The 19,749-nt window shown below is 33.6% G+C and carries 22 protein-coding genes; 14 read left to right on the top strand and 8 right to left on the bottom strand.

The window, feature by feature from the left end:
- Window positions 1-29 precede the first annotated feature (29 nt).
- Together IWX83_RS12710 and IWX83_RS12705 are read left to right on the top strand one after the other, a co-directional pair.
- Window positions 30-422: a hypothetical protein gene (locus IWX83_RS12710; protein WP_073353626.1), complete on the top strand. Its 393-nt coding sequence runs from the start codon at window positions 30-32 to the stop codon at window positions 420-422.
- Between the two features lie 42 nt (window positions 423-464).
- On the top strand, window positions 465-941 hold the full coding sequence (locus IWX83_RS12705; RefSeq protein ID WP_196830180.1) for a hypothetical protein: 477 nt from the start codon (window positions 465-467) through the stop codon (window positions 939-941).
- 169 nt (window positions 942-1,110) lie between these two features.
- On the opposite strand, the gene IWX83_RS12700 is transcribed toward IWX83_RS12705, so the two are convergent.
- Together IWX83_RS12700 and IWX83_RS12695 are read right to left on the bottom strand one after the other, a co-directional pair.
- On the bottom strand, window positions 1,111-2,244 hold the full coding sequence (locus IWX83_RS12700; protein ID WP_231380006.1) for a glycosyltransferase: 1,134 nt from the start codon (window positions 2,242-2,244) through the stop codon (window positions 1,111-1,113).
- On the bottom strand, window positions 2,219-3,193 hold the full coding sequence (locus tag IWX83_RS12695) for a lysylphosphatidylglycerol synthase domain-containing protein (RefSeq protein ID WP_196830138.1): 975 nt from the start codon (window positions 3,191-3,193) through the stop codon (window positions 2,219-2,221). Before IWX83_RS12695 ends, IWX83_RS12700 begins: the two co-directional genes overlap by 26 nt.
- A gap of 197 nt (window positions 3,194-3,390) precedes the next feature.
- On the opposite strand from IWX83_RS12695, the gene ruvC reads away from it, so the two are divergent.
- The 7 genes from ruvC (at window position 3,391) to IWX83_RS12660 (ending at window position 8,087) form a co-directional block, all read left to right on the top strand.
- Window positions 3,391-3,945 (top strand): crossover junction endodeoxyribonuclease RuvC, encoded by a 555-nt coding sequence (gene ruvC, locus IWX83_RS12690; RefSeq protein ID WP_073353629.1) that lies wholly within the window; start codon window positions 3,391-3,393, stop codon window positions 3,943-3,945.
- 118 nt (window positions 3,946-4,063) lie between these two features.
- Entirely contained in the window at window positions 4,064-4,435 is a 372-nt protein-coding gene (locus tag IWX83_RS12685; protein ID WP_073353630.1) for a four helix bundle protein, read from the top strand.
- Window positions 4,436-4,523: 88 nt separating this feature from the next.
- A complete protein-coding gene (gene hemW / locus IWX83_RS12680) occupies window positions 4,524-5,705 on the top strand; it encodes a radical SAM family heme chaperone HemW (protein WP_196830136.1) in 1,182 nt (393 codons plus the stop codon).
- A 77-nt stretch (window positions 5,706-5,782) separates the two neighbouring features.
- Window positions 5,783-6,124 (top strand): GxxExxY protein, encoded by a 342-nt coding sequence (locus IWX83_RS12675; RefSeq protein WP_196830134.1) that lies wholly within the window; start codon window positions 5,783-5,785, stop codon window positions 6,122-6,124.
- Window positions 6,125-6,165: 41 nt separating this feature from the next.
- Window positions 6,166-6,927 (top strand): cyclase family protein, encoded by a 762-nt coding sequence (locus IWX83_RS12670; RefSeq protein WP_196830132.1) that lies wholly within the window; start codon window positions 6,166-6,168, stop codon window positions 6,925-6,927.
- A gap of 10 nt (window positions 6,928-6,937) precedes the next feature.
- Window positions 6,938-7,309, top strand: coding sequence for an MmcQ/YjbR family DNA-binding protein (locus IWX83_RS12665; RefSeq protein ID WP_073353637.1), 372 nt, complete (start codon window positions 6,938-6,940; stop codon window positions 7,307-7,309).
- A 67-nt stretch (window positions 7,310-7,376) separates the two neighbouring features.
- The gene (locus tag IWX83_RS12660; RefSeq protein WP_196830130.1) at window positions 7,377-8,087 is read left to right on the top strand and encodes a PH domain-containing protein; all 711 of its coding nucleotides are present in this window, start codon (window positions 7,377-7,379) and stop codon (window positions 8,085-8,087) included.
- 85 nt (window positions 8,088-8,172) lie between these two features.
- Here IWX83_RS12660 and IWX83_RS12655 read toward each other — a convergent pair whose 3' ends face one another.
- From IWX83_RS12655 to IWX83_RS12645, 3 genes are all read right to left on the bottom strand, one after another.
- A complete protein-coding gene (locus tag IWX83_RS12655; protein ID WP_073353640.1) occupies window positions 8,173-9,273 on the bottom strand; it encodes a DUF4407 domain-containing protein in 1,101 nt (366 codons plus the stop codon).
- Window positions 9,274-9,452: 179 nt separating this feature from the next.
- Entirely contained in the window at window positions 9,453-11,054 is a 1,602-nt protein-coding gene (pckA, locus tag IWX83_RS12650) for a phosphoenolpyruvate carboxykinase (ATP) (protein ID WP_196830128.1), read from the bottom strand.
- Between the two features lie 74 nt (window positions 11,055-11,128).
- Entirely contained in the window at window positions 11,129-11,521 is a 393-nt protein-coding gene (locus IWX83_RS12645; RefSeq protein ID WP_196830126.1) for a DUF423 domain-containing protein, read from the bottom strand.
- Between the two features lie 188 nt (window positions 11,522-11,709).
- Between IWX83_RS12645 and IWX83_RS12640 the strand changes: the two genes are divergently transcribed.
- The 5 genes from IWX83_RS12640 to IWX83_RS12620 all read left to right on the top strand — a co-directional run bounded on the left by IWX83_RS12640 (window position 11,710) and on the right by IWX83_RS12620 (window position 16,726).
- Complete coding sequence (locus tag IWX83_RS12640) at window positions 11,710-13,083, top strand: saccharopine dehydrogenase family protein (protein WP_196830124.1); 1,374 nt, start codon at window positions 11,710-11,712, stop codon at window positions 13,081-13,083.
- 358 nt (window positions 13,084-13,441) lie between these two features.
- Complete coding sequence (locus IWX83_RS12635) at window positions 13,442-14,011, top strand: hypothetical protein (RefSeq protein ID WP_196830122.1); 570 nt, start codon at window positions 13,442-13,444, stop codon at window positions 14,009-14,011.
- 172 nt (window positions 14,012-14,183) lie between these two features.
- Window positions 14,184-15,854: a phospholipase D family protein gene (locus tag IWX83_RS12630; protein WP_196830098.1), complete on the top strand. Its 1,671-nt coding sequence runs from the start codon at window positions 14,184-14,186 to the stop codon at window positions 15,852-15,854.
- A gap of 447 nt (window positions 15,855-16,301) precedes the next feature.
- Window positions 16,302-16,472 carry a hypothetical protein gene (locus tag IWX83_RS17275; protein WP_231380004.1) on the top strand — a complete coding sequence of 57 codons (171 nt, stop codon included), beginning with the start codon at window positions 16,302-16,304 and terminating at the stop codon, window positions 16,470-16,472.
- 98 nt (window positions 16,473-16,570) lie between these two features.
- On the top strand, window positions 16,571-16,726 hold the full coding sequence (locus IWX83_RS12620; RefSeq protein WP_196830096.1) for a hypothetical protein: 156 nt from the start codon (window positions 16,571-16,573) through the stop codon (window positions 16,724-16,726).
- Window positions 16,727-16,999: 273 nt separating this feature from the next.
- On the opposite strand, the gene IWX83_RS17270 is transcribed toward IWX83_RS12620, so the two are convergent.
- From IWX83_RS17270 to IWX83_RS12605, 3 genes are read right to left on the bottom strand one after another with little or no spacing between them, the layout of a single operon-like run.
- A complete protein-coding gene (locus IWX83_RS17270; RefSeq protein ID WP_231380002.1) occupies window positions 17,000-18,583 on the bottom strand; it encodes a M56 family metallopeptidase in 1,584 nt (527 codons plus the stop codon).
- On the bottom strand, window positions 18,580-18,954 hold the full coding sequence (locus IWX83_RS12610; RefSeq protein WP_073353650.1) for a BlaI/MecI/CopY family transcriptional regulator: 375 nt from the start codon (window positions 18,952-18,954) through the stop codon (window positions 18,580-18,582). The genes IWX83_RS17270 and IWX83_RS12610 overlap by 4 nt, the downstream gene beginning before the upstream one ends.
- 2 nt (window positions 18,955-18,956) lie before the next feature.
- Window positions 18,957-19,307, bottom strand: coding sequence for a hypothetical protein (locus IWX83_RS12605; protein WP_231380001.1), 351 nt, complete (start codon window positions 19,305-19,307; stop codon window positions 18,957-18,959).
- Between the last annotated feature and the right edge of the window lie 442 nt (window positions 19,308-19,749).

Below are 19,749 nucleotides of genomic sequence, written 5' to 3'. Positions count from 1 at the left end.
GTAATTTTGACAACATCAAAGCAACACGTATGTATCAAATAAATGGAATTAAATTAATACAATTATTGACATTAACGCTTTTCTTTTCTATTTCTTCACTAAAGGCTCAGGAAAAAAAGGAAGCCGATGCCGACATGCTCTTGAAAGAGACCATTTACAATGAAAATAGGGTAAAAGTATTAAATTTTTCACTGAAAGAGTTTGATGCACTTTTTTTTGAATTTTTTGACAAAAAAGCCAGTACTGATGTAGTTTTGACAAAGCAGGAGTACTATAATTATACCATTCAAATTGCGATTTTTTCAGACCGACTTGCGGCTTTGTACCCAGATCAAAAGGAAATCGCTTACAAAAATAAAAAGAAATGGTTCGCTGAATCCTACGAAGATTATTTAATTTACAAAGCATCTCAAAAAAAATAATTGTATTTTTATAAAATATTAGTTCCATTGAAAAATAAAACCTTGAAGCACTATTACCTTTTTTTAGTAATTATACTTTTTAATTCCTGCCACTATTTCGAAAAGCAAGTGCCTTCAGAAAAGGAATTGCTGCAAAAGGAACTGAAATCAATCAACTGGAAAGAAGTTGATGAATACCCATCCGTTGTAGATTGTGAAAAAATAGACAATAAAGCGCAACGTCAGCAATGCTTTTTTGAGGTTTTAACGCAACTAATTCAAGAAAAACTAAGCGTTGATACCCTTTCAGTTCTTTATCCGGAATTAGATACCATTGAAGTGAAGGTTACAATTTTCCCTAACGCTACCATGCAATTTGAACCACAATTCCCCAGAGATTCGGTGGCTTATGACACGATTAAAATTGATAGTATCTTGAAGGCACGTTTGATTGATTTTCCTAAAATTAATCCCGCTTTAAAACGCGGAATTCCCGTAAAAACGCAATTTATTCTTCCTGTAATTCTTAAAGTAGAATAGTTTTGATTTCAGATTAACTATTTTTATTTTTAAATTACGTTATCCATACACTTTTAGATCCCGTTAAAAATTGTGATTTCTGTAACCATATAGGGATTTTTAATAATGATGTGCTGGAAATGAGTGATTGTGGTTTTTTTAACTCGTTAACACCTTAAAAATCTGCTGTCTAAAATTTTCTTCCTTTCCATTCATAACTTCCAAATAACGAATATAAACCTACAGCAGTACTAAAAAAAGGATAAATTAAACTGCTAAGTACTACGTAATGCATTTTGTTATTTGTTAGAAATTGATTCGATTTGTAAAGTAAAAAGAAGTCAATAAAAAACTTAACAATTAAAATAAAAAGCACGTTTTTTAGCGCAACAAAGCCCACCGTCCAGAGACCAAAACTTACAACGATAGCTAAATTACCCCCAAAAACAATTAATCCCAAAGCCTTCCCAAAACTACTTTGATACGAACTTGTTTTTGAAGCCCAACGTACTCTTTGCTGAAATAAAGAGTTCCAATTATCCAGCGGTTTTGTGTGTACAATGGTGTTTTCCGACTTCAAATAATGCACTTTTTCAGGAAATTGTGCTATCGCTTTTTGCAACAGGAAAACATCATCTCCACTAGCGATTGAATCATTTCCTTGAAAGCCATTTAGTTTTTGAAAAAAAGATTTGGTATAAGCAAAATTAGCGCCATTGCACATAAATCCTTTCTTAATGCCAAAACTACCGATGGTCGCACCCTGTAAACTCGCTAAATCCAATTGCTGAAAATGATGTAAGAGCGAAGGAGCACAATCATAGGTAACGGCCCCAGCAACCATGCTTGTGTCATGAAGCTGAATGTAATTGTCCAAGGTCAACAGCCAATTTTTAGTCACCCTACAATCTGCATCAGTGGTGACAATCCAGGGAGTATTAACGATTTGCATTGCGGTTACTATTGCATCTTTCTTGGGCGATTTTGAAACCCGAGTGTTTTTTACAATACAAACTTCGTATTTCGTATCGGGAACTTCATATCTTTCGTCGGATTCATCATCGACTAAAATCACTTTAAACAATTCTTTTGGATAATCTAATTGGGATATACTGTTCAATAAAATAGGTAAATTTTCGGCTTCATTCCGAAAAGGAACAATAATCGAGAATTTTGTTTTTGGCTTTAAGCCAGTATAATTAATTGTATTTACTTTGGTAAATCCATAAATTAATAGTCCAATTGAAATGGAATAAATAGCAAGAATCATAAATAAAATAACTGTAATCATAATTACTTTATAAAGTGGCTTCTCTTTTTCCATCGAAGATGGATGGGATGAGGATTTTAAAATTTAGGACATAATAGCTACCAATTATAGCAGGTAAAACTACATTTAAAAACCACATCAATGTAGAAATAAAAATTACAATCCATTCATTTACTCCAAGGATTCCAAAGAAATAAACGGCAACACTTCCTTTTACGGCAAAGTCTAAAAATTGAAAAGTAGGTATGGAGGATGCAATAAAATAAACGCTAGTTATTGCCGACATTACTATTAGATAGGGTAAATCAACATCAAAAACGAGGAACAAAAAATAGTATTGATGGGAAAAAACCAAATAGCGACAAATACTCAAATAAATGTTTTTTTTGTGGATTTGTTTTGGAATTTCATTTATTTTATGAATCAGTTTTTCAATAGAATAGCCTTTGATTTTTATTTTTTTAATCGAAAATAAAACAATAAAAGCAAGCGTCAGAATTGCAAAGAGGATTATAACTGTTCTCGTCGTAATTACATGGAATTGCGTGTTAAAATACAACAAACCAACGATCCCAATGACAACGGTTACAATCATTTGGATTTCGTTGCAAATTAAGTTTAGGAAAATTACTTTTTTAGTTTCTGATTTATCAAAAAACAGTGCTTTTCCGGCATATTCGCCTATACCATTTGGAGTGAAAATCCCTGCTGTTTGCGCTGCAAGAACTTGTTTTGTAGCTTCATCTGCAGAAATAGGTTTGAGAACAGAAGCCAAGTTTTGCCATTTTAAAATTTCAAAATACCTATTGAGTACACTTAATACTAGAATGAAACTAATTCTAATTACCGACTGATTTTTATTGAATAGTGCTAGAAACTGGGCCCAATCGAGCTTGTCATTATGCATCAGCTGGTTGTAAATAAAATAAAAGGCACCGCCTACAATCAGAAGTTTGATTAGAAGTACGAGGAATTGCTTAGTTTTGTGAGGAATCGAAATCATTATTACAAAGAAAAGAAAACTATTGTAATAATGCTATTTCGCAAAGATTCGCCATCGCTTTGTAGTAGATGATAGGTTTCCGGAAAGATTCACAAAGTGAAAGCAAAGCTGGACTAAGATTTTAAAGTAATTTTGCGAATCTCTGAGCCTTCTTTGCGAGGCTCTGTGTAATAATAAAAAAATGCATAAAAATAAAAATGGCAAACGAACGCATTATTTTAGGAATTGATCCAGGAACAACGATAATGGGTTTTGGTTTGATACGAGTGGTCAATAAAAAAATGGAATTTATTCAATTGAACGAATTGCAATTGAATAAAATGGATGACCACTATATGAAATTGAAACGTATTTTTGAACGCACTATTGAACTAATTGATACGCATCATCCAGATGAGATTGCTATTGAAGCGCCTTTTTTTGGTAAAAATGTACAATCGATGTTGAAGTTGGGACGCGCACAAGGTGTAGCAATGGCAGCAGGTCTTTCGAGAGATATTCCCATTACCGAGTACGAACCGAAGAAAATAAAAATGGCTATTACCGGAAACGGAAACGCCAGTAAGGAACAAGTCGCTAAGATGCTACAACAACTTTTAGGGTTGAAGGAATTACCTAAAAACCTTGATAGTACGGATGGTTTGGCAGCTGCTGTTTGTCACTTTTTTAATTCTGGAAAGGTCGTTGGAACGAAAAGCTATACTGGTTGGGATGCTTTTGTCAAACAAAATGAAGAGAGAGTGAAGAAGTGATCAGTATGCAGATTTTTAGTGGTCAGTAAGGACTGTAAAAGAACAATGATCAGTGATCAGTTGTTTAGTAGTCAGCCGAAGTAATTAAAAAATAGTATTCAGTTTATAAAATGTAAAGATGAGATTTCAAGATTTATTAGCTTATAAAAAATCATTTGCATTAGCAATGAAGGTTTTTGAAATTACAAAATCATTTCCAAAAGAAGAAACCTATTCATTAACAGATCAAATTCGGCGATCATCTAGAAGTGTTCCTGTTACAATGGCTGAAGCATATAGAAAAAGAATTTACCCAAAACATTTCTATAGTAAATTAACTGATTCTGACGGAGAAAACTCAGAAACACAAGTTTGGTTAGAATTTGCTTTGTCTTGTAAATATATTTCAGAAGATATTTATAAGGAACTTATTTCTGAAAGCATTGAGGTTGGAAAACTAGTTAATTATATGATTTTAAATCCTGAGAAGTTTGGAGTAAAAAAAGAGTAGTTAGTAGATGCAGCTGAATACTTAAATTCTGCTCTCTGAACACTTCTAAATAACTGAACACTAATAAACTGACCACTGAATACTAATTATGAGCGGAATCTACATTCATATCCCATTTTGCAAGCAAGCGTGTCACTACTGCGATTTCCATTTTTCGACTTCCATGAAGAAGAAAGAAGAGATGGTTTTGGCTATTGCCAAAGAAATCCAAATGCGCAAAAGCGAATTTGAGCTTCTCGACGGCGCTCGAAGTGACACCCAAATTGAAACTATTTATTTTGGCGGAGGAACGCCCTCTGTTTTGCAGATTTCTGATTTGAAATTTCTGATTGATACGATTTATGAAAATTACACTGTTGCTCCAAATCCCGAAATCACACTTGAAGCCAATCCTGATGATTTGACTACTTTGTCAGTTCGAGCGCAGTCGAGAACAATTTTTGAAGAGTATCGTTCTATCGGAATCAATCGACTTTCCATCGGGATTCAATCGTTTTTTGAAGATGATTTGAAGATGATGAATCGCGCGCATAATTCAGAGGAAGCCCAAAAATGTTTAGAAGAAGCCACCAAATATTTTGATAATATTTCACTTGATTTGATCTATGGCGTTCCGGGGATGAGTAATGAAAAATGGAAGCAGAATATCGAAAAGGCCCTTTCGTTTGGGGTGCCACACATTTCGAGTTATGCTTTAACGGTCGAACCCAAAACAGTAATGAATAAAATGATTCAAACCGGAAAAATGGAAGCGCCCAAAGACGAAGTGGCTCAGGAACATTTTATGATATTGGTTGAGATGCTTGAATCGAAAGGGTTTATTCACTATGAGTTGTCAAATTTTGGAAAAGAGAATTATTTTTCAAAAAATAATTCGGCGTATTGGTTGGGAAAAAAATACATGGGCATTGGCCCTTCGGCGCACAGTTATGACGGTGTTTCTAGAAGCTGGAATATTGTGAATAATTCCCTTTATTTAAAATCCATTCAAGAGAATAAATTACCAAACGAAATGGAAACGTTATCAGAAGCGGATCGTTATAATGAATATATTATGACCGGTTTACGAACGATTTGGGGTGTTTCACTGGATCGAATTCAGGCTGAATTTGGACAAACCTATTTGGATTATTTGATGAAACAAACTCAGAAATTCCGAAATGATGGGTTGGTTTCTATCGACAATAATGTTTTGAAACCAACAAAAAAAGGAAAATTTCTGACAGATGGGATAGCGAGTGATTTGTTTTACTTAAATTTGGAATACTAACTTAACCGTACATTACGCAAAGATTTGTGCAAGGTTCAAAAAGTTGCCTTTAGCATTAAAAATGAAGCAGTAGACTTGTGTTTGATTGCGCTTTAAAATTTAAAAAAGCAATTAATCTTATACTGTGCGCCAGTGCCTACGAAGCATGCTCTTCCAATAAACTGAAAAAATCTAGTGTAGATATTGAAAACCCAAAGTCCCTGCTCTTGGTTTATGAAGAGGTTAATTTAGATGTTGGACACAGAACTGCTAGTATTGTTGAGAAAAAATTGATTTTGGAAATAAATTCAGTAGAAGCATTAAGCGATAATCCTGTTGTTCGATTAGTGACGTATTTGAAGTTGACTAATTGTAAATTAGGTTTGCTAATCAACTTCAATGTTGTTTTAATAAAAGATGGAGTAAAAAAGAATTACTAAAAATTTGAACTAAATCATCGCGCCCGTAGCGGTTAATAACTATGATAGCAACTATAAATAATTATCAAGTAGATTTATCAAAACCCATTGATATTTCGATTCCGTTATCTAACACAGATGCGAACCCTATTGCTTGGTATATCGATAAGCCAGAAATTGAACCCGTTCGTTTTGGAGAATGGATTGGCAAGGTGTCCTCGGGAATGTCATCTACCAATTTCAATTCGATACTTTTTAATCCACATGGACATGGAACACACACGGAATGCCTTGGTCACATCACCCGTGATTTTTACAGTGTCAATCAATCTTTAAAACAATTTTTTTTTACTGCTGAACTGGTTTCGATAGAACTGGAGGACCATCAAGGAGATTTTATTGTTACTAAAGAAGCGCTTTTTAATGCTTTAGATGGAAAATCACCGGAAGCAATTGTTATTAGGACGTTACCAAACGACACGACTAAATTGTCTAGAAAATACTCTCATACAGATCCTCCTTTTATGACTGAAGATGCAGCGTTGTATTTACGCGAAAGCGGGATTCAACACTTGCTAATTGATCTTCCAAGCGTAGATAAAGAAAAGGACGAAGGAAAACTTTTGGCACACAAAGCTTTTTGGAATGTGACTGACGTAAATACTTTAAATTCGGATGCCCGAGTAGAGGCGACGATTACCGAAATGATATACGTGCCAGATGCTATCCCAGACGGGAGTTATTTGCTGAACCTGCAAATTGCTTCTTTCGAAAATGATGCAAGTCCGAGCAAACCCGTTTTGTACTCCATGCGAAATATCTAATTTGAATCGTATGAATTTAGAAAGCTATTACGAATATTGTTTGTCTAAAAAAGGAGTGACAGAACATTTCCCTTTTGATGAAGATACTTTAGTTTTTAAAGTGGGCGGCAAGATGTTTGCCTTGTCGTCTTTAAGTCAATGGGAAAAAGGAAACCCCTCGGTTAATTTAAAATGTGATCCAGAGCGTGCTGAGGAATTGCGTGCTGAATATGATGACATTCAGCCGGGCTTTCACATGAGTAAAACCCATTGGAACACAATAGCTATAAATGAGTCAGTTTCGGATGCCTTGGTCAAAGAGTTGATCAACCATTCCTATGATTTGGTTTTCAAAAGTTTAACAAAGAAATTGCAAAACGAAATTCTAGAATCAGAAAATTAGGTATTACTTTTGCGATGGAATTTAGATATAAATAATAAACAGGTACTGAAATAAATTCAGCATAAAAATGAAAGAACAATTTAAGAAGTTTTTAAACGAAGAACAAGATCCAAAAGCCATTGAAAAAATAGCTTCAAAATTGAGTGATTTATTGATGAAGAATGAGGAGATAGGATATATCGCGGTTCAAAAAAAACCAGCGATTACTGTTTTGCCGGATAGTATTGTGATGACGAATAAAAGAATTATCATTTGTCAGCCCAAAAATCTGGGACTTTCCATGAATTTTATTGATTACACTTGGGATGAGATAGAAGGAACTTTTGTAAAAGAAAATATTTTGGGTTCCGAGTTTTCATTTACAACTCGAACTAATATGGAGGTTTCGATTGATTATATTCCAAAAATTCAAGCGAGAAAGATTTTTACGTATGCTAAAGAACAATTGGATATATTGAAAAGTGGTTCCGTATTAAATGCGACAATTATTGATGAAGTTCCTGTGATTTCGATAGAAGAAGAGGAGATTATTGAAGAAATGGAGACGGAGGAAGTGACTAGTTTCGCTGGAATAATGACCATTGCACCTCCACCTTTTAATTTGAAATCCGAGGAGCTCAATGCACCTGCTGATTTTCAAAAAGAAAATGGTTTGCACAACTTGTCGCAGGATGCACTTTTTGAAAAACTACAGAATTATAAAAAATTACTAGATAACGGTTTGATTTTGCAAGGAGAATACGATGCTTTCAAAAAAGAAATTTTGAGCTATATGTAAGTTATTTTAAAGTGTTAGAGTCAAAAGTCTTAGGAAAGCAAGTCTTGTGCTGATTTTTAAGACTTTTGACTTTAAAAATATCAGATTAAAGTGTTCTTTTCTGTTTTTCTACAAAATTATTAGATTGTAATTTTAATAAATCAGAAGCGTTTTTGCGTTGTAAATCATACAAATTTTTGTCGTCTACTATGTCTCCGTAGATTTTATCGTGCATGGTTGCACTAGTTTTAACCAACAAAGTACGTTGGTATTTGTCTTGTTCAATTGTTGCTTTTAATGCTGTTTCCAGATCTTCTAATTTATAATCGTATTCGCCTTTTGGAGATAGCAATTTAGCAATAATAGGAGACGTTTCAATGGCTAGAAACAAGAGCATGATAAAAAAAGAAGGCAGCCAAGGTAATTTATCCAAGGCGTTGATTCGTGCCATTAAACCATCAAATCCATCAATAATAGGTTGGGTTTCGTTAACTTTCTTGTCTAAATCGGTTTGCAGCGTTTTGGTGTTTTTTTCCATTTCAGCAATTTTAGCCAAGTTGGTTTTTTGTAAGGTGTCCAGTTCTTTTTTGGCCAAATCATGTTTGGCAATTTTTTCTTTAAAAACAGGACCTTTACCTAATTTTTTGGTTCCTGCGGTTCCTTCGGCTTCGGTGATGTAAGTTTCATAAAGCGTATTTACTTCTTTCTCTTTGCTTGTGATTTCTGATTTTAATTTATCGATTTCCACTTTGTTTTTATCCAAATCCGATTTGAAATAATTCGCCACTTCTTTTTTGTTATTCAAAGCCATCGCATTTTTCTCTTTCAATAAAACGGTATTAATTTCTTTCTCGAAGATTTTAATTTCTAATGGTTTCGAAATTACAATAGCGATAATTACCGCCAAAATAATTCGAGGAGTTGCCTGTAGAAATTCACTTCCAAAGCGATCTCTTTTTCGAATGGTAGATACAATAAAACGATCTAAATTAAAAATAAGTAAACTCCAGACTAGTCCAAAGAGTAATGCGGGAAACACATTATCAAACACAGTGAACAGCGCATAAGAACTGGCAATAAAAGCCATTACGGCGGTGAAGAAAACAGTGGCGCCAATACCTACATATTTGGTTTGTTCACCTTCGGAACATCCTTCAAGAAGGTCCTTGTCTGCTCCGGAACAAAGGATAAAAAATTGTTTTAACATGATTGATTTTTTGATTGCTTCGCCAGTTCGCTATTCTGACTCGGGTGATTGATTCAAATTTAACGCCAAAAAATGAATCTTGGTATAAATAGTTGATTTGTTTTTAATTACTGTTTTGTACAGACAAAAAAAGAGCCGCTCTTTACGAACGGCTCTATAGTTTATTGATTAGTAGTGGCTTACGCTTTTGGAGCTCCCGCCATAATTTCGTCATTTGCAAATTCTTCAAATTTGGCGAAGTTAGCTTTAAATTTTTGAGCTAATTCAATGGCTTTTTTGTCGTATAACTCAGGATCTTCCCAAGTATTTCTAGGATTTAATATTTCACTAGGTACATTGGGACAGGTTTGTGGTTTGGCTATTCCAAAAACTTCATGATTCTCATACCCCACTTCGTCTAATTCTCCATTGAGAGCGGCTGTAATCATAGCACGCGTGTACTTTAATTTCATTCTACTCCCTATTCCGTAAGGACCTCCAGTCCATCCAGTATTGATTAGCCAAACTTTTACGTTAGCATCTTTGATTTTTTTACTTAACATCTCAGCATATTTAGTGGGATGCAAAGGCATAAAAGGAGCACCAAAACAAGCAGAAAAGTTAGGTTGAGGCTCTGTAATTCCAGCTTCGGTTCCCGCTACTTTAGCTGTATAACCAGAAATAAAGTGATAAGCAGCCTGTCCAGGAGTTAGTTTAGAAATTGGAGGTAAAATACCAAAAGAATCGGCTGTTAGGAAAAAGATATTTTTTGGATTTTTTCCAATAGAGCCTGGCTGGATGTTGTCTATGTGGAATATTGGATAACTTACCCTAGTGTTTTCTGTTATCGAAACATCTTCAAAATCAACTTCTTTGGTGTCTGCATTGACAATTACATTTTCTAAAAGCGATCCTTTTTTTATTGCTCTGAAAATATCTGGTTCATTTTCTTCTGAAAGATTGATCACTTTTGCATAACATCCTCCCTCAAAATTAAAGATAGTATTTTCATTTGTCCATCCATGTTCATCATCTCCTATTAGTTTACGATTAGGATCTGCAGATAAGGTAGTTTTTCCAGTTCCTGACAATCCAAAGAAAATTGCAGTATCTTCATTTTGCCCTACGTTTGCGCTGCAATGCATTGGCATTGTATTTCTAAAAACGGGCATTATAAAGTTTAAAGCAGAGAAAATTCCTTTTTTTATTTCTCCCGTATATCCAGTGCCACCAATAAGGACTATTTTTCTAGTAAAATTTAAAATCGCAAAGTTGCTTTGACGCGTTCCGTCTAATTCAGGGTCTGCGAAGAAACCTGGTGCAGATATTAAAGTCCATTCTGGCGTAAAATTGGCTAATTCTTGTACTTCAGGTCTTAAAAACATGTTGTAACAAAATAAATTAGACCATGCGTTTTCTGTAACCGCTCTAATATTTAATCTGTAATTGGGATCTGCACATGCATAAGCATCTCTAACGAAAACTTCTTTGTTCGATAAATAAGCAGTCACTTTGTTATACAAGGCATCAAAGGCCTCTGGAGCAAAAGGAATGTTGACATTTCCCCACCAAACTTTGTCTTCGGTGATGCTGTCTTTTACGATGAAACGATCCTTTGGAGAGCGTCCCGTGTATTCGCCAGTGTTTACCGCTAATGATTCTGATGAAACCTCTATTCCTTGACCTGATTGTATTGTAATGTCGTGTAATTCTTCAGGGGATAACTGGTAATGAATTTTTGCATTTTCAATTCCTAATTCTTTTAACGAAATCGATTGCGTGAAAAGTGTGTTATTGTCCATAAATCTATTATTGTGTGGTTTCTTTTTATAGACTGCAAAAGTAGAAATTAATTTTCAGTTAGCGTTTGATTCTGCTAGTTTTGTGATTTTTTATTTAATACGCGCAGTAATAAAATGCCCCAAGCCACAATTAGCAGCAGTCCTCCAATGGGAGTTAAGAATCCAATAATTTTAAAATCAAAAGCGGACAGGTCATTTGTGGCTAATAAATAAATAGAGCCAGAGAATAATAGAACACCAAAAACGATCAATAAGTAGATTGCTTTTTTAGTTTTTAGGGAGAGGTCTTGCGTTAGACCAAGAAATAATAAAAAGATGGCGTGGTACATCTGATAGCGTACGCCGGTTTCAAAAGTGGCTAATTGTTCAATAGTCAGTACTTTTTTTAAAGCATGTGCGCCAAAAGCACCCAGAATTATAGCAATCATTCCTAAAATTGCTCCTGTTGAAAGTATCTTTTTGTCCATGAGATTAGTGATTTTATTGCAAAAGTATTTCATACCACCTCAATTTAAAAGTATTTGGACCGATACTTTCGATTTGAAAGGTAGAATCGCGGAAGTTTCCCTTTTCGATTTTTTAATTTCTAAATTAGCTGCAGTTATTTTGTTATAAATACAACATTTTTGTATGTTTGTGTTATAAATGTATAAAAATGAGAACAATTTTAATCGTTGGGGCAGGAAGATCAGCATCCTCTTTAATTCAGTATCTTTTAAGTAAATCTGAAAAAGAAAACTTACATCTTGTTATTGGTGATTTGTCATTGGCATTAGCCCAAAAAAAGACAAATAATCATACGAATGCTACGGCAATTGCTTTGGATATTTTTGATGAAAATCAAAGAAAAGCTGCGATTGAGAATGCCAATATTGTGATCTCAATGTTACCAGCTTATTTGCATATTCAGGTGGCCAAAGATTGTATTATTTATAAAAAACATTTAGTTACCGCCTCTTACGTCAGTGATGCGATGCAAGTATTAGACGCTGCCGCAAAGGAAAACAATCTGATTTTCATGAACGAAATTGGACTGGATCCAGGAATTGATCACATGAGTGCGATGAAAGTGATTGATGCCATAAAAGATAAAGGCGGTAAAATGCTTCTTTTTGAATCTTTTTGTGGCGGATTGGTGGCTCCAGAATCCGATACGAATCTTTGGAATTATAAATTTACTTGGGCGCCGCGCAATGTTGTGCTCGCTGGTCAAGGAGGAGCTGCTAAGTTTATTCAAGAAGGAACTTATAAGTACATTCCGTATTGTAATTTGTTTCGCAGAACCGAGTTTTTACAAGTGGAAGGATATGGTCGTTTTGAAGCGTATTCGAATCGAGATTCCTTGAAGTACCGCAGTGTGTATGGTTTAGATAATGTGCTTACTTTATATAGAGGAACGATCCGAAGAGTAGGTTTCTCTAAAGCGTGGACTATGTTTGTTCAATTAGGAATGACGGATGACAGTTACATCATGGAAAATTCGGAGAATATGAGCTACAGGGAGTTTGTGAATTCGTTTTTGCCGTATCACCCCACAGATTCAGTAGAAATCAAGACCCGTTTGATTCTAAAAATCGACCAAGATGACATCATGTGGGACAAGTTATTAGAATTAGATTTATTCAATCGCAATAAAATTGTAGGTTTAAAGCAGGCAACACCCGCTCAAATTTTAGAAAAAATATTAACAGACAGTTGGACCCTGCAAGAAGATGACAAAGATATGATCGTCATGTACCACAAATTTGGGTATGAACGTAACGGCAAAAAAGAACAAATAGATTCCAAAATGGTTTGCATTGGTGATGACCAAACGTATACCGCTATGGCAAAAACAGTAGGACTGCCCGTTGCAATGGCAACATTATTGATCTTGAACGGTAAAATTACCACCCCAGGAGTGCAGTTGCCGATTCGTAAGGAAGTGTACGAGCCTATTTTAAAAGAATTAGAGGAGTACGGCGTAGTTTTCAAAGAAATTGCCATGCCGTATTTAGGGTACAATCCCGATAAAGAGTTTAGTTATTAGTTTTTTTAGATTTTAGTTTGCCAAATCCGCTCCTGTTTTCAGAGCGGATTTTGTTCTTAAGAACGCTTTTGTTTTTGAATGCATTTGGGCGTGTCCCTCCGTAAAAACTTCGGGTCGGGCTATGCGCTGCAATCTTTGTGTTTTTAAAGAAAAAACACAAAGGATTTGCGCTGCTATCCCTCACGCAACCCGCGATAAGTAAGATGTTTTTTCTGCTAAATTGTAAGAAAATTTTAATATATTTGAAAATATAAAATCGAAACAGACCTTCGCTAATCTATCTGGATCTAGGTGTATATACGGAGGTTTGTTAGTTTATAGAGTACTTAGGTAATAGATAAAAACTTAAAATAAAATTATGGGAATAGATATTTTAAATCTTTTATGGAATATTTTTATTGGAGCTGGATCTGGAGCTGGAATTACTTTTTTGCTAAGAGCCTACTTTAACGAAAAAATAAAGAATTCTGTTAAACATGAATACGATATAAGAATTGAAAGTTATAAGTCTGAATTAAAAAATGTGATTGATAAGGATTTAGAATCTTATAAAAGTAACATTAAAGAACTCGAATTAAAAAACCTTGACAAATGGAGAATAAAAAGAGAAGCTTGTCTAGAAGCATTGAATCTTGCTGACTCTGCTATGTCAAATATGGATTGGAACGGTGATATGAAAAATGGAATTGTAAAGAGCGAAATCGACACAATAAATGTAAGGAATTGCTACAACCAACTTGCCTGTTCTTGCGATTTACCGGAGACTCTTTCTGAATTTAAAAGAGTATTAGGATTGTTAGGTCCAATTAACGGTGACACAATTGTTGACTTTAGGAATGCTATAAGAAAAGAGTTAAACTTTGGTGAAGAAATTGATGTTGACCGTGAAAAAGCATTTATTGGTAGAATACATGGTGATGTAAGATAACTAAACGCAACAGTCATTTTGAATTAGTTCTGGTTTAGTGGCGTTACTGTTTCACATCAAGTTTTCGTTAAACCAAAAACTGAGCGTTTATGATCTTTTAGCGATCTCAAAGTGGTAAAACCTTGGTGGCAGACATAACATAAAGGAGCTTAAGAAATATTAAACTAAAAATATGCAAATCGATTTTATAGGACACGGATTTAATAAAAATAACAAATTAAATGTTGGTGACCAGATTGCAACATCTTTAAAAAGTATTCATTTTGATAGTTTTACTGCATTTGTAGCATTTACTGCGTTATCGGGAGTAAATAAATTACTGCCATTTTTAAAAGAAGCTAAAAATAAAAAAATAACTTTTTTCGTTGGAGTTGATAATAGAGGAACCTCTAAACAATCGTTGGAAATGCTTCTTGAAAATGATATTGAAACATATATTTATCATCAAAATGAAGAATTTGTTACTTATCACCCTAAACTTTTCTTGTTTGAAGGCAAAGTAAATTCTCGCATAATTATTGGTTCTACGAACTTAACTAATTCAGGTTTTTTAAGCAATATAGAAGCAAACATTCAATTAGATTATAGAACAGAAACAGACAGACAAGGTAAAAAGTTATTAAATGAGATTAAAACATATTTTGAAGATATTATAAATTTATCCAATCCAAATCTATTCAAATTAGATAAAGAATTAATTGAAAAATATGACAAAATGGGTTTGTTATATTCTCAACTGAAATTTGGAAGTGAAGTCCAACCAAATGATGGAGAAAACCCAGATGAAAAACATATAAAAAATGAATTTTATGAAAATGAATTTGGTAATGGAATTGAGCCTAATAATACACATTACAATAAAAGAGTTTCATTCAGTCAAAATGATTTTGACGTTTTTCCAATTTTCTTAGAAAAATATATAATTTACAAATTAAATGTAAAAAGTACTGGAGCAGTAAATAAAAATACGGAAGAGAAGGATCTATTTAATTGGTATCGAAGAATGAAAGATTTGATTAAGGAAGATCTTCTACCCTATGAATTAGCTAGTCAATTAATAGATGCAGGATTCCCATTTGACAACGCTAGGGAAGGTCAAATAAGATTTATTTGGAATAAAAATTTTGACAAATTATTGAAGTTTAAACAAAAAGAACAAAATCATTTAGATTTTACATACGTACCGAATACAAAAAACAAATTATCGCCGTATTATGAATTAGGTTCTTGGTGTGTTAGACAAAAAAGAAGAAGAAATAATTTAGATACACCAGTATGGGACTGGGATTATGAAGAAAAAAAGATGAAATCTATAAATTTTCTTTGGGAAGTTCCTGAAAATTTTGGAACATCAAGTATTGTAAATGATGAAAAATGGACGGATAGATTATTAGAATTAGAAGAATATTATGAAGATAAAAAAAATGCTAGTACTATTCCTAAACAAAAAACTGATCTTGGCGGGTGGCTAAATGAACAGATAACTTTAAAATTAACTGGTTCTAGAGGTAAAAATAAAAGATTCTTACATCCTATTCGAGAGGCTTTACTTGGAGAAATTTTAAAGAAAAATAATATTGAATGGGAAAGACAAAAACAAATTGAAAGAGAAAGTATTATAAGATTAATAGAGAATTGGAAAAAATTAGAACTATGGGACAGCAAACCTCCAATTGAACAAATAAAACAAAGTGAAAAATTAAAAAAGGAAATCAGTAAAATAAGACAAGATATTTCTTCAACAAAGTTCAGAGCGAAAAAATGGAACAAGAAAGATTCATCTTGGAAAATTGAAATGTTTTTAAAAGCTGGTTTTACTATTTTAGAAAATGATAAAGAATAAAATGCCAACCACCACGAGCCACTAAACCCGATCGCACCGATATACCACAATAGTTAGCGCAGTTTTGTAAACTGTGCCCACCATAATAAGCAAAAAATACAAATATCATAAAAAATGTATACAAAATATAAAGCTACAACAACCCAAGATGCTTGTTTTATTACTGTAATTATAATGGGTTAGGTAGATATTGTACACGATTAAATCAAAAATAAATTAGTCTTCAGGTAGTTACACTATTTTCAAAAAAACAAAGGCTTAGAAATTATGGGTATTGTATTATCCGATGTGATGCGTGATTTTAAGAAATATACATTTAAAAAAATTATTCAGACTAGTATAGAACAACCAGAAAGCAGAATAGAATGGATGTTGGATTATTTTAAAAAAGCTTGTCAACATTTAAAACAAGAACATCAATACAAAGTTTAGCAAAACGATTATCATGTGGAACATATTTATAGCAATACATTTATAAAACATAAAATGGATTACATGCAAAACAATCCTATAAATGACATAATTCTAAAAATTCCGGAAGATTATTATTTTAGTTCTGCAAGAAATTATGCTGTAGTAGAAAATGAATTAGAGGTGGTTTTATTAGATTTGTTTTAGTTGCCAATTGGCAACGGGCACAGTTTGCAAAACTGCGCTAACGATTCTTTGTAAATAAGAGCGATCGGCTTTTTAATAACACGAAAAAATTAAAAATTATGAAAGTTGAAGATTTAAATAAAGCAAAAATACCCATAGTGAAAATTAATAAGAAATTGGAAGAATTTAGAGGAAAAATATTGTTTCCTGAAAAACTTGAATTGGCTAATAAAATGCTTGAAAAAGTTAAGCTTCCAGTAGAAACGTCGAAATAACCTTCCACTAATAGTAAAGGCTTCGTTGCATGCGCAGCACGAACAATGAAGCCGCGGTTGAATCCTCCACGGCGGACAGGTTGGAACCAGTTAAGAGTCCGCTAACACTATGGAGTTATCGTAAAATTATCAGAAGGAGTTTTAGGAGGTTATCACGCCTCTTTTTTTTGCAAATCCTAAAATTAAATAGTTACAAACCATATACCATCTCAAAGAGCTTTGGTGTTGGTTTAAAAAACAAATCCGCTTCTTTTGAAGCGGATTTTGGTTTTATTAGGACTTACCAGATTGTATCGTTATTGGTAAACTGTATAACACTCTAACAGGAACACCATCCATTTTACCTGGTATCCATTTCGGACATAATTTTAAAACACGTACGGCTTCATCACCAGTTCCGTAGCCAATATCGCGAATGTTTTTTACGTCGCTAATACTGCCGTCTTTTTCAATGATAAACGTGATGTATATTTTTCCTTTTAAATTAGGTTGTTCTGGAGTTTTAAAATTGTTGCCGACAAATTTGTAAAATTCCATAATTCCTCCCGGAAAATCTGGTTTTTCTGTTAGTCCAGCTGTATTGTAAATATCCCCAAATTCATCGCTGGCTGTTAATTTTGAAGCTTCAGCCTGATAGTCTTTTTCTAAAATAGTTATGGATTTATTATTTATTTTTTCTCCACTGCTAGTTACTCTGAATCCGGATCTGTTGTAGTATTCCCTTGTTTTATCTTTTGTGACGTAAAAATGAACTTCATTGTTGATGAAAATATATCCCTCTTTTGCAGGATTGCCGGAAATGTCTATGGAACCTTTATCATTAAAATAGAGACTACCAATTTTAGTATACTCTTCATTTTTAATTTTTACGACGGCTAGTTTTTTTCTTTTTACAGTATCGTTTTGCTTGACCGACTTTTCAATGTGTTGTAAAACACTTTTGGCAGTTGCAATCTTCTCATTTAAAATTGGTTGCTGTTCAAGGATAGGATTGTTTTTTTCTTTGGCAACCGTTTTGATGCAAAAGGCAAATAAAAGTACCGATAGAACAGGAATAATTGTCATTTTCTTGACAAGTGAAAGCGTTTTTGATGTGGTTTTTGTCATCATGAGTAATCGTTTTTTAGTTATAAAATAATTCAAATTACTGGCCAAGTAAAAAGTGTGGTTCTCGTTTGCTTTCGATAGTAATAAAGATTGATAGAACGGAACGTTATTATAAGATTTTACTACATTCTCGTCAGCAAGAAATTCGTGATTGAGTTGTATTGCTTTTTTATAAAAAATAAAAATGGGGTTGAACCAAAATACAGTCTTTAAGATTTCGATAAATAGAATGTCTAAAGTATGTTTTTGGGTGACATGCGTGAGTTCGTGCGTGTACAATTCCGCTTCAATTTTGCGGTTTTTGTATTCAGTTTCGTTGATGAAAATAGTATTTAGGAACGTGTGCGGTAGTGTTTTTTCAGGGACTAGAATTAATTTGGCGTTCTTAAAAGTAATTGGAGAATTTGACTTCATTTTGCCCGAAATCTTGATGATGTTGTAGGCAAAACGGAGGGCCAGAATTAGCGTTGTCACGGCATATACACTCCATAATCCTATAACTGTATAGTTTGTTTCTTCTGCCACTACAGCACTTCCTTGCATTATTTGTATATTTCCTAGATTGACTGGACGTGAGGTTATTTCCTGAATTACTTCAATGGTTATAAAGGGAAGTGTCAGCGAAAAAATAAGGCTAAACAACAAGTAAAACCGATTGAAACGGTGCATTTTTTCTTTTTCAAGAAACAAATAATACACTGCTAGCAAAGCTATTAAGCTGATGGATGATTTAATTAGAAAGTCGGTCATTTTTTCTTTTTTAGAATTTCACTGTCTATTATTTTCTTGAGTTCTTCCAGTTCGGTTTGAGATAAATTGGTTTCTTTGGTAAAGAAAGAAGCAAATTGTGATGCCGAATTGTTGAAAAAATTACTAATCAATCCGTTGACGTGTTTCGAGAAATAATCGGTTTTTTTGACCAACGGATAATATTCACGGGAGTTCCCAAATTCGGTGTAAGCCACAAATTGTTTGTCGATCATTCGTTTCAGTAAAGTGGCTACCGTTGTGGTAGCCGGTTTTGGCTCTGGGTACGCTTCCAATAAATCTTTCATAAAGGCTTTTTCAAGTTGCCAAAGGTGTTCCATGAGTTGTTCTTCTGAATTTGTAAGTTGTTGCATTTTTATTTTATTTTTATTTCGGAAAGTAATACTCCGTTATTGTATTTTCTAATTGTTGTTAGTTTTCCATCGTCATTATAGTAATTCCAATCGCCAAAATAAAACCAGTGTGCATATTTATCAGTTGTATCTAATTTAGACATTCCTCTAGATTGTATTTTTCCATTTTCATGATAAAATATTGTTTTGCAAATGCTACGGTTGTATTTTTCCCTTTTAATGATTTTACCATTCAAATAATACCGCCATTTTTTTACAGGATCTCCTTTTTTATAGGTTCCAATGGATTTGTAGTTTGCGCTATCTTGTGCGTATTGCTCCACCCAACGACCGGTTCGAAATTTATTTTTCATTTGATTGGTTTTACAACCAAATAAAGAAAGGGTCAAAACTAGTATGATAAATGAATAGCGCATAAAGTGGTTTGTCTCTACAGATTAAAACATTGCTCTACAAATGTAGAATAAAAAACGAAATAAACAAGTTTTTCGGTAAAAAATAGTTGTTGGTCAGTTAAATAACTCCTAATTGCTTGGTTTTTTTGGTGGTGGCAGGTTAGCCACAGATTCACAGATTTCTCATTTGATTCAATAATTGGTGTATTAGTGGCGTAAAAGTGAACACCGCAAATTCGCAAATTTTTTATTTGAGTACTTGGTGTAGTCTTGGTGTAAAAATTAGCCACAGATTCACAGATTTTTTATTTGATTCAATAATTGGTGCATTAGTGGCGTAAAAGTGAACGCCGCAAATTCGCAAATTTTTTATTTTATCACTTGGTGTAGTCTTGGTGTA

This window comes from Flavobacterium sp. CG_9.1, from assembly GCF_015751645.1.
Classification (GTDB): Bacteria; Bacteroidota; Bacteroidia; order Flavobacteriales; family Flavobacteriaceae; genus Flavobacterium; species Flavobacterium xanthum.
The sequence above is the reverse complement of the archived record's forward strand: the minus strand, read 5'-3'. Positions and strand labels throughout refer to the sequence as shown.

Bases quoted from the DNA above. Each gene is read 5' to 3' on its own strand.
- IWX83_RS12665 (WP_073353637.1), top strand. From the start codon at position 6,938: ATGAATTTAGAAAGCTATTACGAATATTGTTTGTCTAAAAAAGGAGTG.
- pckA (WP_196830128.1), bottom strand. From the start codon at position 11,054: ATGGACAATAACACACTTTTCACGCAATCGATTTCGTTAAAAGAATTA.
- IWX83_RS12605 (WP_231380001.1), bottom strand. From the start codon at position 19,307: ATGAAAAATAAATTTCGAACCGGTCGTTGGGTGGAGCAATACGCACAA.
- IWX83_RS12700 (WP_231380006.1), bottom strand. From the start codon at position 2,244: ATGGAAAAAGAGAAGCCACTTTATAAAGTAATTATGATTACAGTTATT.
- IWX83_RS12630 (WP_196830098.1), top strand. From the start codon at position 14,184: ATGCAAATCGATTTTATAGGACACGGATTTAATAAAAATAACAAATTA.
- hemW (WP_196830136.1), top strand. From the start codon at position 4,524: ATGAGCGGAATCTACATTCATATCCCATTTTGCAAGCAAGCGTGTCAC.
- IWX83_RS17270 (WP_231380002.1), bottom strand. From the start codon at position 18,583: ATGACCGACTTTCTAATTAAATCATCCATCAGCTTAATAGCTTTGCTA.
- IWX83_RS12710 (WP_073353626.1), top strand. From the start codon at position 30: ATGTATCAAATAAATGGAATTAAATTAATACAATTATTGACATTAACG.
- IWX83_RS12655 (WP_073353640.1), bottom strand. From the start codon at position 9,273: ATGTTAAAACAATTTTTTATCCTTTGTTCCGGAGCAGACAAGGACCTT.
- IWX83_RS12695 (WP_196830138.1), bottom strand. From the start codon at position 3,193: ATGATTTCGATTCCTCACAAAACTAAGCAATTCCTCGTACTTCTAATC.
- IWX83_RS12640 (WP_196830124.1), top strand. From the start codon at position 11,710: ATGAGAACAATTTTAATCGTTGGGGCAGGAAGATCAGCATCCTCTTTA.
- IWX83_RS12610 (WP_073353650.1), bottom strand. From the start codon at position 18,954: ATGCAACAACTTACAAATTCAGAAGAACAACTCATGGAACACCTTTGG.
- IWX83_RS12670 (WP_196830132.1), top strand. From the start codon at position 6,166: ATGATAGCAACTATAAATAATTATCAAGTAGATTTATCAAAACCCATT.
- IWX83_RS12660 (WP_196830130.1), top strand. From the start codon at position 7,377: ATGAAAGAACAATTTAAGAAGTTTTTAAACGAAGAACAAGATCCAAAA.
- IWX83_RS12620 (WP_196830096.1), top strand. From the start codon at position 16,571: ATGAAAGTTGAAGATTTAAATAAAGCAAAAATACCCATAGTGAAAATT.
- ruvC (WP_073353629.1), top strand. From the start codon at position 3,391: ATGGCAAACGAACGCATTATTTTAGGAATTGATCCAGGAACAACGATA.
- IWX83_RS12645 (WP_196830126.1), bottom strand. From the start codon at position 11,521: ATGGACAAAAAGATACTTTCAACAGGAGCAATTTTAGGAATGATTGCT.
- IWX83_RS12635 (WP_196830122.1), top strand. From the start codon at position 13,442: ATGGGAATAGATATTTTAAATCTTTTATGGAATATTTTTATTGGAGCT.
- IWX83_RS12685 (WP_073353630.1), top strand. From the start codon at position 4,064: ATGAGATTTCAAGATTTATTAGCTTATAAAAAATCATTTGCATTAGCA.